This is a genomic window from Arthrobacter sp. NPDC057259, from assembly GCF_042668995.1.
Lineage (GTDB): Bacteria > Actinomycetota > Actinomycetes > Actinomycetales > Micrococcaceae > Arthrobacter.
Genome location: NZ_JBHUYA010000002.1, coordinates 40,224 through 53,203 on the forward strand (window position 1 = coordinate 40,224; position 12,980 = coordinate 53,203).

The following is a 12,980-nucleotide window of genomic DNA, read 5'->3' on the forward strand; positions in this document are numbered from 1 at the left end:
CCGATCCAAAGGACACCATGACTTTGCCTTCCCCCGCCCTCGCCCCGGACCGCCTGGACCCGGCCGGCCTGCCGCAGCACGCCGCCCTGGCGGCCCAGACCCGCGACGGGCTGGTGGAAAGCATCCACTACGGCTCGGCGGCGGCCACCGCGGCCGACGGTTCCCTGGTGCTCTCCGCCGGCGACCCGCAGGCCCCGTTCTACCCCCGGTCGGCCCTGAAGCCGCTCCAGGCGGTGGCCATGGTCCGCGCCGGCCTCGAACTCCCGGCCGACCTCCTGGCCCTCGCCGCGGCCAGCCACTCCGGCGGCCCCGAGCACCGCGACGGCGCGCTGCGCATCCTGGAACTGCACGGACTCGGCCCGGACGCGCTGGAAAACAGCACCGACCTGCCCTACGGCGTCCGCGAGCGCGAGAAATGGCTCCGCGCCGGCGGCACCGCCACCCAGCTGGCCCAGAACTGCTCCGGCAAGCACGCCGCGATGGCCGCCACCTGCGTGATCAACGGCTGGCCCGTGGCCGGCTACCTCGACCCCGCCCACCCGCTGCAGCAGCAGGTGGCCCGGACCGTGGCGGACCTGACCGGCCAGGAACCGGAACGGACCTCCACCGACGGCTGTGGCACCCCGCTGTTCGCCCTGACTCTCGGCGGCATGGCCCGCGCCTTCGGGCGGATCGCCGCCGGGACCGGCACCGCTGAAAGCGACACAGCCGAGGCCGCCGTGGCCGACGCGATGCGCCTCCACCCGGAGATGGTGGCGGGCCGGGACCGGGACGTCACAGCCCTGATGCGCCTGGTTCCCGGGCTGGTGGCCAAGGACGGCTTCGAGGGCGTCCAGCTCGTTGGCCTGCCGGACGGCCGCGGCGTCGCCGTGAAGATCTCCGACGGCGGCGACCGCGCCCGGATGCCCGTCACCGTCCGGATCCTGACGGCCCTGGGCCTCGACGCGGAGACCCTGTCCGGCCTCGCCACGGCACCCGTCCTCGGCGGCGGCCACCCCGTGGGGCTGCTCCAGGCCACCGACTTCCTCTCCTCCATCACCCCCAGCACCGACGCACGCTAAGGAACGCCATGACCACCCCTGCCACCGCAGACTTCCGCTCGGAACACGACCTCCTGGGCGACCGGGACGTCCCCGCCGACGCCTACTGGGGCGTCCACACCCTGCGCGCCGTCGAGAACTTTCCCATCACGGGCCAGCCGCTGTCCTCGAACATGTACCTGGTCCGGGGACTCGCCGCCGTGAAACTGGCCGCCGCCCGCGCCAACCACGAGCTGGGCCTGCTGGACGCCCGCCGCGCGGACGCCATCGAGGAGGCCTGCACCGACGTCATGAGCGGCAAGCTCAGCGAGCAGTTCGTCGTCGACGTCATCCAGGGCGGCGCCGGAACGTCGTCGAACATGAACGCCAACGAGGTGATCGCCAACCGGGCGCTGGAAATCCTGGGCTACCCCAAGGGCGACTACGGGCAGCTTCACCCCAACGACCACGTCAACCTCAGCCAGTCCACCAATGACGTGTACCCCACCGCGGTGAAGCTCGGCACCATCTTCGCCGCCCGGGAACTGCTTGAGGCCCTCACCGAACTCGAGGACGCGTTCGCCGCGAAGGCCATGGAGTTCCGCACGGTCGTCAAGATGGGCCGCACCCAGCTTCAGGACGCCGTCCCGATGACCCTGGGCCAGGAGTTCGGCACCTACGCCGTCACCATCGGCGAGGACCGGCTCCGGCTGGCCGAGGCGGACCTGCTGATCCACGAGATCAACCTCGGCGCCACCGCGATCGGCACCGGGCTGAACGCCCCGGCCGGCTACGCCGAGGCCGCCTGCCGGCACCTCGCCCGGATCACCGGCCTGCCGCTGGTCACCGCCGTCGACCTGATCGAGGCCACCCAGGATGTGGGCGCGTTCGTGCACCTCTCCGGGGTGCTCAAGCGGGTGGCCGTGAAGCTGTCCAAGATCTGCAACGACCTCCGCCTGCTCTCCTCCGGACCCCGCGCAGGCCTGGGCGAGATCAACCTTCCCGCCGTGCAGTCCGGCTCCTCGATCATGCCCGGCAAGATCAACCCGGTCATCCCGGAGGTGGTCAGCCAGGTCGCCTACGAGGTGATCGGCAACGACGTCACCATCACCATGGCCGCCGAGGCCGGCCAGCTGCAGCTGAACGCCTTCGAACCGATCATCGTCCACAGCCTCCACAAGAGCATCTCGCACCTGGAAGCCGCCTGCCGCACCCTCACGGCACGCTGCGTCCGGGGCATCACCGCCAACACCGAACGGCTCCGCCTCACCGTGGAGCAGTCAATCGGCCTGGTCACCGCACTGAACCCGCACCTGGGGTATGCGACCGCCACGGCCATCGCACAGGAAGCCCTCGCCACCGGCAAGGGAGTCGCGGAACTGGTCCTCGAACACGGACTGCTCACCGCCGAGCAGCTCGCCGACCTCCTCAGCCCGCAGCGCCTGGCCAACCTGAGCAAATAGCGTCCCCCGAATCCCCATAAGGACCCCCCATGTCATCTCCCGGAACAGCACGCTCGCCCCAGCCCACGGTCACGGACCACACCATCCCGCAGCACGCCCACGCCACCGAGGCGGCCCTGCATGCCGAGGACCAGGGCTACCACAAGAGCCTCAAACCCCGTCAGGTCCAGATGATCGCGATCGGCGGCGCGATCGGCACCGGCCTGTTCATGGGCGCCGGCGGCCGACTCGCCGCGGCCGGACCCGCCCTGATCATCAGCTACGCCGTCTGCGGCTTCTTCGCCTTCATGATCCTGCGCGCCCTCGGCGAACTGGTCATGCACCGGCCCTCCTCGGGATCCTTCGTCTCCTACGCCCGCGAATTCTTCGGCGAGAAGGCCGCCTTCGTCACCGGCTGGCTGTACTGGCTGAACTGGGCGATGACCGCCATCGTGGACATCACCGCCGTCGCGCTCTACATGAACTTCTTCAAGAAGTACTGGGCGCCGATCGCCGACGTGCCGCAGTGGACCTGGGCCCTGGCGGCTCTGATCCTGGTCCTGGGCTTGAACCTGATCAGCGTCAAGGTCTTCGGTGAGATGGAGTTCTGGTTCGCCCTGATCAAGGTGGTGGCCCTGGTCTCCTTCCTGCTGGTCGGGATCTACTTCGTCATCTTCGGCACCCCGGTCCCCGGCCACGAGGTGGGCTTCACCTTGATCGCGGACAACGGCGGATTCTTCCCGAACGGGCTGCTGCCCGCCGTCGTGGTGATGCAGGGCGTCGTCTTCGCCTATGCCTCCATCGAGCTGATCGGCACCGCCGCCGGCGAGACCGAGAACCCGGAGAAGATCATGCCCCGGGCCATCAACACGGTGATCGTGCGGATCGCGGTGTTCTATGTCGGCTCGCTGATCCTGCTCTCCCTGCTGCTGCCCTTCAACGCCTACAAGGCCGGCGAGAGCCCCTTCGTGACGTTCTTCGGCTCCATCGGCGTCGACGGCGTGGACGCCATCATGAACCTGGTGGTCCTCACCGCCGCGCTCTCCTCCCTCAATGCCGGCCTCTACTCGACCGGCCGGATCATGCGCTCCATGTCCGTCTCCGGCTCGGCCCCGAAGTTCGCCGCCCGGATGAACAAAGCAGGCGTGCCCTACGGCGGCATCGCCCTGACCGCCGGCGTGGCCGTCCTCGGAGTCATCCTCAACGCCGTGGTCCCGGCCGAGGCCTTCGAGATCGTCCTGAACGTCGCGTCGCTGGGCATCATCAGCACCTGGGGCATGATCGTGCTCTGCCAGATGCAGCTGGCGAAACTCGCGGCCCGCGGCGAACTCCTCCGCCCCTCCTTCCGGATGCCCGGCGCGCCCGTCACCGGCTGGATCACCCTGGCGTTCCTGCTGGCCGTCCTGGTCCTGATGGCTTTCGACTCGCCCGTGGGCACGTGGACCATCGCCTCCCTGGTGGTCATCATCCCGCTCCTGATGCTCGGCTGGCGCCTCTGCAAGCATCGCATCCTGGAGATCGCCGCGGTGCGTGACGGCTTCACCGGCCCCGCCCCGCTGGTGGCGAACCGGCCGGGTCCGGGCGCCGGCGGCGGGAGCGTCTAAGCCGGATCGCCTAAGCTCGGACCAGGCATTCCTTCGGGCTCAAAGACGATCCACCGGGAGAGACACATGACCAGCTGGCGCATCCGGGACTTCCACTCCGCGGACCTGGACGGGATCCTGCACCTGTGGGAGACGCTCAAGGCCTCGAACGTCGAGCCGGTCTACGCCCTCTCCGAGGTCCTCGCCTCCTGCGAAAAGGATCACGCGGTGGTGGCGGTGCAGGGCGAGCAGGTGGTGGGCGCCGCCGTCGGCCGCGCCGCCCACGACCAGGGCTGGATCGTCTTCCTGGCCACCCTGCCCGAGTACCGCGGCCGCGGCATCGGCACCTCGCTGCTGGCCGCGGTGGAAAACCGGATGGCCCCGCACGGGCTGAACAAGCTCTCCGCGCTCATGCCGGAGTCCGAGACCCGGGTGGAGGCGTTCCTGGGCCGCGGGTTCGTGCTGAAGAAGAACCTCCGGTACTTCGAGCGCCGGATCCCGGTCCAGCGCCAGGAGCTGGAGCCGCTGAGCCAGCTGGGCGGCCGGATCCTGGCGCGGGACCTCTGGGAGAACGTCGCCGGGATGCGCAACGAGAAGGAACTCCTGGAGCGGCGGCTGGTGCTGCCGCTGGCGGAGGCCGAGCTGGCCGACGAGTTCGGGGTGGTCCCGCCGCGGGCCGTCGTCCTCTTCGGCCCGCCCGGCACCGGCAAGACCACCTTCGCCAAGGCGATCGCGTCCCGGCTGGAGTGGCCCTTCGTGGAGGTCTTCCCGTCCCGGCTGGCCGCGGACCCGCTGGGCCTGGCCGGCGCGCTGCGGGAGACGTTCCTGGAGATCGCGGAGCTTGAACACGCCGTGGTCTTCATCGACGAGGTGGAGGAAATCGCCTCCCAGCGCGCCGGGGATCCGCCGTCGCCGCTGCAGGGCGTGACCAACGAGCTGCTGAAGATCATCCCGGCCTTCCGCGAGCAGCCGGGCCGCCTGCTGGTCTGTGCCACCAACTTCATCCGCGCCCTGGATTCGGCGTTCCTGCGCCACGGCCGGTTCGACTACGTCATCCCCATCGGCCTCCCGGACCGGCAGGCCCGCGAGGCGATGTGGCAGCGCTTCATTCCCGCAGCGGTGGTGGATGACGTCGACATCGAGCTGCTGGTGGAGCGCACGGAGGGCTTCTCCCCCGCGGACATCGAATACGCCGCCCGGAGCGCCTCGCAGCGCGCCCTGGAGAACGCGGTCTATGGGGAGGGCGACGGCGGAGCGCCCGGTTCCGGCGCCCCGGCGGGAAGCGCGGTGCGGCGGGGGCCGGCCACCCAGGACTATCTCGACGCGATCGCGGACACCCGGACCACCGTCAGCGCCGAGGTGCAGCAGGAGTTCCTGGAGGATATCGACCTGCTGGGCCGGGTCTAGGCGTCCCCTTCGAGTTCCGCCAGCAGCCAGGGATTGATCCGCGCCAGGATCTTGCGGGTCTCCTCAACGGGAACGGCGGCGTAGAGGACGGGACGCGCCTCGGCGTACCGGGTCACCGGCGGCTTGTCCGGCCACTTCTCGGCCAGGGCCTGCACCCGTTCCGGCAGCGAGTTGTGGGCGTTGTCCGCGATCTTGACCAGCGTGGCGTCGTGGTGTTCCGCGATCGCGCGGATGCCTGACTGGTAGTCGTCCGGGTTGTCCTGCAGCCGCTTCGTGACCCGCTCGATGATGTCCACGGCCCGCTCGGAGACGCCCATCTCCAGCAGCGCCTGCCGGGTGATCGGGGTGTCCTCCGCGATGTCATGCAGGTAGCCGGCGATCTGGATGTCCTCGTCGAAGTCGGCCAGCGCGTCGCCGACCGCCAGCACATGCTCGCGGTAGGGCCGTTTCAGTTTGTCCTTTTGCCGGTTGTGGGCCACTTCGGCGAGGACCCTGGCCGTCTCGACGGTGAAGCGCGGGGCGGAAGGCTCTGTTTCGGGCATGGGTTCAGCCTACGCGTCCGTCATCCCGGTCCATACCCAGGGCTCCCGCGGCAGCGAGGCCGGGTCGAAGGCCGCCAGGGCATTCCCGAGCGGGCCGGGCGGCAGCCCGAGCGAGGCCAGGAGCAGGTCCCGGACCCGGTCCGCGGTCACGCCGGCGGCGGCGAGGTCCGACAAGGTGACGGCACCGTCGCGCTTGGCCAGCCGGGCGCCGTCGGCGTTCAGCACCAGCGGCACGTGCGCATATTCCGGCACGGGAATATTCAGCAGGCCGGCAAGGTAAGCCTGGCGCGGGGTGGAGGGCAGCAGGTCATCTCCCCGGACCACCTGGTCGATGCCCTGTTCGCCGTCGTCCACCACGACGGCGAGGTTGTAGGCGGTGACCCCGTCGGCGCGGCGGAGCACGAAGTCGTCCACGACGCCGGTGAAACTCCCCAGCAACCGGTCCCGGATGGTGCCCTCGGTGACGGCGGCCCTCAGCCGGATCGCGGCGGGCCGGAGGGCGCGCCTGGCCTCACGTTCGGCCTCCTCCAGGTTCCGGCAGGTCCCCGGGTAGGCGCCCTGCGGCGCGTGCGGGGCCGACGGCGCCTCCTGGATTTCGCGCCGGGTGCAGAAACACTCGTAGGTCAGGCCCGCCGCGGTCAGCCGGTCGATCGCGGCGGCGTAGAGCGACTCCCGGTCGGTCTGGCGGACGACGGGGCCGTCCCAGGTCAGGCCGATCGCGGCCAGGTCGCGCAGCTGCGCATCCTCGGCGCCGGAGCGCGCCCGGTCCAGGTCCTCCACGCGCAGCAGGAAGCGGCGGCCGGAGGAGCGGGCGAAGAGCCAGGCGAGGAGCGCGGTGCGGAGGTTGCCGGCGTGCAGCTCTCCCGAGGGGCTGGGGGCGAAGCGGCCGGCGGGATCCATGGGGCAAGCCTATGCCGGACAGCACAAGAGCCCCTCAGCCACCGATGACTTCGGGGAACCGACGTCGGGGGCTCAGGGGCTCGTGCCAGGGTGTGCGGAATGACCAGGGTGTGAACAAGAGTCAATCAGCGGCAGGCTCCTTGCGGGAGCCGGATCCAGAGTCCGGGAGGTGTGCCGGGAGATCTGCAGCCATTGGGTGCCGACGGTGGCCGGCATTCCTTTGTTGCCACCATTTGAGCAGAAGCCCTACAGTTGATGCAACGGACGCCGGTGGCATTGATCAGACTGACCAAGGCGGGCCCAAACATCTAGCAGGGAGTGGTCAGATTGCAGCAGCTCGACGGAACGGACCGGCGGATCCTCCTGGCCCTCGACGAGGAACCCCGGATGCCAATCATGCTGCTGGCGCAGAAACTGGGCCTGGCCCGCGGGACCGTGCAGTCGCGGCTGGAGCGGATGACCGCCTCGGGCGCCCTGCGCGCCAACAGCGGCCGGGTCCTCCCCGCCGCCCTGGGCCGAGGCGTGGCGGCGGCGGTGAGCGCCGAACTGGACCAGAGCCACCTGAACGAGGCGATCGCCGCGCTGCGGAACATCCCCGAGGTCCTCGAATGCCACGCCCCCGCCGGGGACACCGACCTGCTGATCCGGGTGGTCGCCACCAGCCCGGACGACCTCTACCGGGTCTCCGAGGAGATCCGGCTTTGCCCCGGCATCGTCCGGACCTCCACCAGCATGTTCCTGCGCGAGGTCATCCCCTACCGGACCACCGGACTGCTCGCCGACTAGGCTCACGGGCCGGCCGCCGGGCCGCTAGGCGACCGCGGCGGTCCAGACGCCGATCACCCAGGTGCTGGCGGCCAGGCAGGCGAGGCCGAACTCGGCCAGCATGCCCAGGCCCGTGGCCTTCAGGGCCGCCCAGCTGGACGCCGCGGCGGTGCGCCAGGCGCGGGTGCGGTGCAGTTCGCTGAGCAGCAGGCCCGCGGCGAACCCGACGAAGAGCCCCATGACGGGGATCAGGAACATGCCCACGACGCCGAACACCAGCCCGGTAGCCACCGAGCGGCCGGGGATGCTGTGCTGCTTGAGCTTCCGGCCCGTCAGCACCGCGCCGGCGGCCATGCCGGCCAGCACGAACACCCCGCCCACGGCCAGGACCACCCAGCCCGTGGTGCCCGCCCCGCCCCAGAGGGCCCAGGCGAGCAGGCTGAGGGCAATCAGGATGCTGCCCGGCAGGACCGGGATGACGATGCCCGCTACCCCGGTCAGGATGGCCAGGCCGCACAGGACGGTGACGAGCGTTTCGGCGAACACCTGCCCAGTCTAGGGCCGGCCCTCCTACTCCTCGGAGACCGAGGCGGCGACGGCGGCGGCCACCGCCGGGGCGACGCGCGGATCCAGCGGGCTGGGCACGATGTAGTCGGCGGAGAGGTCCTCCTCGGCGAGCGCGGCGATGGCCCGCGCGGCGGCCAGCTTCATGGCCGGGGTGATCCGGCGCGCACCGGCGTCGAGCGCGCCGCGGAAGATGCCGGGGAAGGCCAGGACGTTGTTGATCTGGTTCGGGAAGTCGCTGCGGCCGGTGGCGACGACGGCCGCGTACTTCGCTGCGACCTCGGGCAGTACCTCCGGGTCCGGGTTGGAGAGGGCGAAGACAATCGCTCCGTCGTTCATCCGGGCCAGGTGCGCCTCGTCCAGCCGGGACGAGGAGACGCCGATGAAGACGTCTGCCGACTCCAGCGCCTCGCCCGGGCCGCCGCTGACACCGCGGGGGTTGCTGCGGGCCGCGAGCCGGGCCTTTTTGCTGGCCGGATCCGCGGCGATGTCCGCCCGCTCCCGGTTGATCACGCCGCGGGAATCCAGCAGGACGACGTCGTCGATCCCGGCGGTCAGCAGGATCTCGGCGACGGCGATTCCGGCGGCGCCGGCGCCGGATACCACCACGCGCAGGCCCTCCAGGTCGCGGCCGGCGACCTTCGCGGCACCGGTGAGGGCGGCGAGGACCACGACGGCGGTGCCGTGCTGGTCATCGTGCATGACGGGGCAGTCGAGGGCCTCGATCAGCTTCTCCTCGAGCTCGAAGCAGCGCGGGGCCGAGACATCCTCAAGGTTGACGGCGCCGAAGCTGGGCCGCAGGCAGACCAGGGTCTCCACGATCTCGTCGACATCTTTGGTGTTGAGCACCAGCGGGATGGAGTCGAGGTCGCCGAAGGCCTTGAAGAGGGCCGACTTGCCCTCCATCACCGGGAGGGAGGCGCTGGGGCCGATGTCGCCGAGGCCGAGGACGGCGGTGCCGTCGCTGACCACCACCACGAGGCGTTCGGCCCAGGTGAGGGTCTTGGCGAGTTCCGGTTCCGCGGCGATTGCCCGGCTGACCTGGGCGACGCCAGGGGTGTAGGCGATGGAAAGGTCGCGCTTGCTCTCCAGCGGGACGGTGCTGGCAATGGAGAGTTTTCCGCCCTGGTGGGAGGCGAAGATTTCCTGGTCGTCGATCGGGGCGGCTGCTGCCCCGGCTGCGTCGTCGGCGGAAGTGGGCAGGATGGTTTCAATGGACACGTCGTTGTCTCCTGGGGCTGACCGTGGGCATACGGCACTTGGCTGCCTGGGCGCGGACGCGCCCAGGGTGGTCGTGGGGAACTCCGGCGGCGGCCCCGGGGTGGCGGGCCTGCGGTGGAGATTCCGGAAAGTGCTGGCATGGCGCCGCTCCGGTGTTGCCATGGTAGCCAGATTCGGGGTCCGGGCCGGAGTCGGCCGGACACAAAGGAGTAACCGGTCTAGACCGGCTTGGCCGACTGGGATCCGCGCTCGAAGAGGGAGCAGGCCCGCTTCAGGTCCTCCTCGGCCTCGAAGAGCGAGAGCCGGCGGCACCGCACGGACTGCACCAGCCCGGACACGGTCAGCAGCAGGACCCGGGACACCACGGGGTCGCCGCTGACGGCGGTGACGGCCTTCTCCGCCGTCGCGTCGATGTCGCGCAGCAGGCGGGTGGTGTCCGTGTCCTTGGCGTACACGACCCGGTTCAGGCACTGTTCCACCGCCGGCTGCATCAGGCGCATGTGGAAGATCTCCATCACGACGCCCACCAGGACGTGCACCGGGGCGCGGGTCCCCGAGGGCCGGTCCCCCACGTGCAGCTCGCCCAGCTGCTTGCGGTAGAGGGCCAGCATCAGCTGGGTGGAGGAGGGAAAGTACCGGTAGAGGGTACCCAGCGGCACGTCGGCCTTGGCGGCCACTTCGGAGAGCACGACGGCGTCGAGGCCGGTGCGGGCGAAGCCGGCGGCGACGTCGAGGATGCGGGCATAGCGCTGCCGCTGCCGGGGCAGCGTGGGCGGCGGCGCCATCGGGGGAAGATCGGAAAGAGACTCAGGCATCGGCAAGGTTCCGGGGTCGTTTTCTCGGCACTGCGGAGGCGTGCTCCGCCGGGGTGCCGCGGGAATCCCGTCCACTATACGGCACCGGGCTGGGCGCCCGGCCAGTCACAGGGGAGCCTGCGGCTCAGTCCACGCCCTTGATTTTCACGACGAATACCGCGCCCAGCAGCCCGATCACGGCGGCCGCGACGTAGAGCGAGACGTACCCGCCCCAGAGGGCGACGAACGGGTAGGCGATCAGCGGCGCGAGCACCTGCGGGAGCGAGTTGGCGATGTTGATGACGCCCAGATCCTTGCCGCGGCTCAACGCCATCGGCAGCACCTGGGTGATCAGCGCGAAGTCGACGGCGAGGTAGGCGCCGAAGCCGATGCCGAGCACCGACGCGCCCACCAGGGCCCCGGGCCAGGTGGGGTCGAAGGCCAGGACCAGGGCGGCCCCGGCGATCACGGCGGAGGCGATGATGACCAGGGGTTTGCGCCGCCCCATCCGGTCGCTGAGCCGGCCGCCGATCACGCTGGTGATGATCACCATCACCGCGTACAGGCCGGTCAGGATGAGCACGCCGAATTCGGCCTCAATGCCCTGGGTTTCGCGGAGCCGGACCGCGTCCGTGAGGAAGAACAGGAGGTAGAGGGTGATCATGTGGTTGCCGATGTTCACCAGCAGCCGGGTCAGCCAAGCCCAGGCGAAGTCCGGGTACCGGGCCGGGGAGACCCAGAAGCTGCGGAGGAAGGCGGCCAGCGCGAACGGCGGACGCTCCCCCGGCGGAAGGGCGACGTCGTCGTTGCGCCGGTAATACAGCACGACGCCGGCGAGCAGGACGGCCGCGCAGAGGACATAGCCCAGGCCAAAGTGCCCGGCGACGACGGCGGCGATCACGGCTCCCAGCAGGATGCCGACGGTCTGGCCCATAGCGGCAAGGCCCCCAACGGTGCCGCGCTGGGCGACGGGGACCCGGTCCGGGATCGCCGCGGTGATGGCGGCGTAGGCGGCGTTGCAGCCGGCCTGGACCAGGCACCACAGCAGCGCCATGACGGCCACGTTCGGCGCCCCCGCGAGCGCCACCAGGGCGGCGGCGCCCAGCACCGCGCCGAAGACCACCCACGGGACCCGCCGGCCCCGCCGCGCCGCGGTGCGGTCGCTCAGGGCCCCGCTCAGAGGGTTCGCCACCACGGACACGGCCGCACCCGCCCCGGTGACCAGGGCCAGGATGGCTTCCTTCTGCCCCTCGTCAAACACCGCTGCCTGCTGGCCGAGGAGGACCTGGAGCGGGCCGAAGAAGGCGGCGTTGATGCCCACATTGACCAGGACGACGCCGGTGGTCCACGCCGCCCGGACGGGCCGGACCGGTTCGGCGGTGGCGGGTGAGGCGCTCCCGGCGGCCGGCAGATCGGACAGGCTCATGTGGTTCCCCCGGAACAAATGTCTGGCGCGGTGGACCAGGCTGGGGCCAGACTATCGTGGGCAGCAAGACCTTCGACTCTAAGAAATTGACCGTCCCACCCAGTAATGTCTTCTCCGCACCTTATTTCAAAGGCTGCAGCACTCGTTTCATGGGGGAAATTGGAATTGTCACCTATCAAGTCACTCCGCTTGTCGGGAACTCAGTTTGCGAGCCTGGCGATAGCCGCCATTCTTGGGCTAAGCGGCTGCAGCGCCGGAAGCAAGGCCCAGTCCACAGCTGAGCCCGCAGGGAGTCCCAGCCAGGCATCCGACGCGGCGACCGTCGTTCGCATCATTGACGGCGACACGTTCGTGGCATCCACGGCCAAGGGGGAGGCAACGGTTCGATTGCTGAACGTCGACACCCCGGAAACAAAGGACCCGAACGAGCCGGTTCAGTGCCTGGGTCCCGAGGCAAGCGCGGCGCTGGCGAAACTTCTTCCGGTTGGTTCGAATATCCGTCTGGAAACCGACAAAGAGGCATTGGATAAGTACGGCCGCCTGTTGGCAGGCGTTTTCGATGGTGCCGGCCGTCTGATAAATGCCGAAGTGGCACGCCAAGGTCTGGGTGTGCCGGTGGTCTTTGAACCAAATCGGAAGTTTTATCCACCCGTCGTGGATGCTTTTGAAGAGGCTCGGAAGAACGGTTCCGGCCTCAATTCAGCCAGCATTGGATGCCTTCCGGCTCAGCAGGTGGAGAGTGCCTCTCGCGCAGTAGAGGCCATCGTCGCGGCTCCACTCGCGGAAACTGACGAAGAGTTGGACAGAAGCCACACTGCGTTGGCCACCGCGATCGCCGGAGTTGCCGCACTCAAGGCCGCAGGCGAATCTAAGAAGCTGCTGCATTGGTCGGCCTATCCGCAGTCCCGGGTCGATGGAATGCTGAAGCAGTTGACTGCGGCGAGTGCGAGCGGCTCGGCACGGCAAAGCGCCATCGCGTCGAAAAAGAAAGCCATTGCGGACGCAGCCGCCGAGGCTGCCCGGCAGGCTGAGGAGGCGCGAGCAGCAGCTGCTGCCGCAACGGCGGAAGCCGAAAAAATTCGGAACCTGCCGCCAGCCCCGGCGCCCTACGTACCCCCGGCTTACGTCCCACCGGCCTACGTCCCACCGGCCTATGTAGCTCCGGCCGCGCCCGCGCCGGTAACAAATCCCTATCCCGGTTATACCGGTCCGCGGTGCTACGCTCCCGGCGGCAAGTCATGGACGCCGTGTAGTAAGAAATAGGCATGGTCGGGTCGTATCATCACGCTACGGCCCGACCAGTTTTAACCTCCCAGA

General features: G+C 69.7%; 12 protein-coding genes. 6 read left to right on the top strand and 6 right to left on the bottom strand.

The window, feature by feature from the left end; genetic code table 11:
- The first annotated feature begins 17 nt into the window (after window positions 1–17).
- The 4 genes from ACFUCU_RS04025 to ACFUCU_RS04040 all read left to right on the top strand — a co-directional run bounded on the left by ACFUCU_RS04025 (window position 18) and on the right by ACFUCU_RS04040 (window position 5,451).
- The gene (locus ACFUCU_RS04025; protein WP_364138364.1) at window positions 18–1,061 is read left to right on the top strand and encodes an asparaginase; all 1,044 of its coding nucleotides are present in this window, start codon (window positions 18–20) and stop codon (window positions 1,059–1,061) included.
- Window positions 1,062–1,069: 8 nt separating this feature from the next.
- The gene (locus ACFUCU_RS04030) at window positions 1,070–2,482 is read left to right on the top strand and encodes an aspartate ammonia-lyase (protein ID WP_290257251.1); all 1,413 of its coding nucleotides are present in this window, start codon (window positions 1,070–1,072) and stop codon (window positions 2,480–2,482) included.
- Between the two features lie 29 nt (window positions 2,483–2,511).
- On the top strand, window positions 2,512–4,065 hold the full coding sequence (locus tag ACFUCU_RS04035; protein ID WP_364138361.1) for an amino acid permease: 1,554 nt from the start codon (window positions 2,512–2,514) through the stop codon (window positions 4,063–4,065).
- A 66-nt stretch (window positions 4,066–4,131) separates the two neighbouring features.
- Window positions 4,132–5,451 (top strand): ATP-binding protein, encoded by a 1,320-nt coding sequence (locus ACFUCU_RS04040; protein ID WP_290257249.1) that lies wholly within the window; start codon window positions 4,132–4,134, stop codon window positions 5,449–5,451.
- Here ACFUCU_RS04040 and ACFUCU_RS04045 read toward each other — a convergent pair.
- Window positions 5,448–5,993, bottom strand: a complete 546-nt coding sequence (locus ACFUCU_RS04045; protein ID WP_290257248.1) for an HD domain-containing protein — start codon at window positions 5,991–5,993, stop codon at window positions 5,448–5,450. The two genes, ACFUCU_RS04040 and ACFUCU_RS04045, sit on opposite strands and share 4 nt — an antisense overlap.
- Before the next feature lie 9 nt (window positions 5,994–6,002).
- A complete protein-coding gene (gene gluQRS / locus ACFUCU_RS04050; protein ID WP_377970862.1) occupies window positions 6,003–6,893 on the bottom strand; it encodes a tRNA glutamyl-Q(34) synthetase GluQRS in 891 nt (296 codons plus the stop codon).
- Between the two features lie 327 nt (window positions 6,894–7,220).
- Here gluQRS and ACFUCU_RS04055 point away from each other — a divergent pair, with 327 nt between their 5' ends.
- Window positions 7,221–7,679: an Lrp/AsnC family transcriptional regulator gene (locus tag ACFUCU_RS04055; RefSeq protein WP_377971320.1), complete on the top strand. Its 459-nt coding sequence runs from the start codon at window positions 7,221–7,223 to the stop codon at window positions 7,677–7,679.
- Between the two features lie 24 nt (window positions 7,680–7,703).
- Here the strand turns inward: ACFUCU_RS04055 and ACFUCU_RS04060 are convergent, their stop codons facing one another.
- The 4 genes from ACFUCU_RS04060 to ACFUCU_RS04075 form a co-directional block, all read right to left on the bottom strand.
- Window positions 7,704–8,204, bottom strand: coding sequence for a DUF456 domain-containing protein (locus ACFUCU_RS04060; protein WP_377970864.1), 501 nt, complete (start codon window positions 8,202–8,204; stop codon window positions 7,704–7,706).
- 24 nt (window positions 8,205–8,228) lie between these two features.
- Window positions 8,229–9,443 carry an NADP-dependent malic enzyme gene (locus ACFUCU_RS04065; protein WP_377970865.1) on the bottom strand — a complete coding sequence of 405 codons (1,215 nt, stop codon included), beginning with the start codon at window positions 9,441–9,443 and terminating at the stop codon, window positions 8,229–8,231.
- Between the two features lie 218 nt (window positions 9,444–9,661).
- Window positions 9,662–10,258 (bottom strand): helix-turn-helix domain-containing protein, encoded by a 597-nt coding sequence (locus ACFUCU_RS04070; RefSeq protein WP_377970866.1) that lies wholly within the window; start codon window positions 10,256–10,258, stop codon window positions 9,662–9,664.
- Window positions 10,259–10,382: 124 nt separating this feature from the next.
- Window positions 10,383–11,663 (bottom strand): MFS transporter, encoded by a 1,281-nt coding sequence (locus ACFUCU_RS04075; RefSeq protein WP_377970867.1) that lies wholly within the window; start codon window positions 11,661–11,663, stop codon window positions 10,383–10,385.
- Window positions 11,664–11,768: 105 nt separating this feature from the next.
- On the opposite strand from ACFUCU_RS04075, the gene ACFUCU_RS04080 reads away from it, so the two are divergent.
- Complete coding sequence (locus ACFUCU_RS04080; protein WP_377970869.1) at window positions 11,769–12,926, top strand: thermonuclease family protein; 1,158 nt, start codon at window positions 11,769–11,771, stop codon at window positions 12,924–12,926.
- Window positions 12,927–12,980 lie beyond the last annotated feature (54 nt).

Excerpts from the sequence above, each read along its gene's own strand:
- ACFUCU_RS04025 (WP_364138364.1), top strand. The coding sequence starts at position 18 with ATGACTTTGCCTTCCCCCGCCCTCGCCCCGGACCGCCTGGACCCGGCC.
- ACFUCU_RS04030 (WP_290257251.1), top strand. The coding sequence starts at position 1,070 with ATGACCACCCCTGCCACCGCAGACTTCCGCTCGGAACACGACCTCCTG.
- ACFUCU_RS04035 (WP_364138361.1), top strand. The coding sequence starts at position 2,512 with ATGTCATCTCCCGGAACAGCACGCTCGCCCCAGCCCACGGTCACGGAC.
- ACFUCU_RS04040 (WP_290257249.1), top strand. The coding sequence starts at position 4,132 with ATGACCAGCTGGCGCATCCGGGACTTCCACTCCGCGGACCTGGACGGG.
- ACFUCU_RS04045 (WP_290257248.1), bottom strand. The coding sequence starts at position 5,993 with ATGCCCGAAACAGAGCCTTCCGCCCCGCGCTTCACCGTCGAGACGGCC.
- gluQRS (WP_377970862.1), bottom strand. The coding sequence starts at position 6,893 with ATGGATCCCGCCGGCCGCTTCGCCCCCAGCCCCTCGGGAGAGCTGCAC.
- ACFUCU_RS04070 (WP_377970866.1), bottom strand. The coding sequence starts at position 10,258 with ATGCCTGAGTCTCTTTCCGATCTTCCCCCGATGGCGCCGCCGCCCACG.
- ACFUCU_RS04075 (WP_377970867.1), bottom strand. The coding sequence starts at position 11,663 with ATGAGCCTGTCCGATCTGCCGGCCGCCGGGAGCGCCTCACCCGCCACC.
- ACFUCU_RS04080 (WP_377970869.1), top strand. The coding sequence starts at position 11,769 with ATGTCTTCTCCGCACCTTATTTCAAAGGCTGCAGCACTCGTTTCATGG.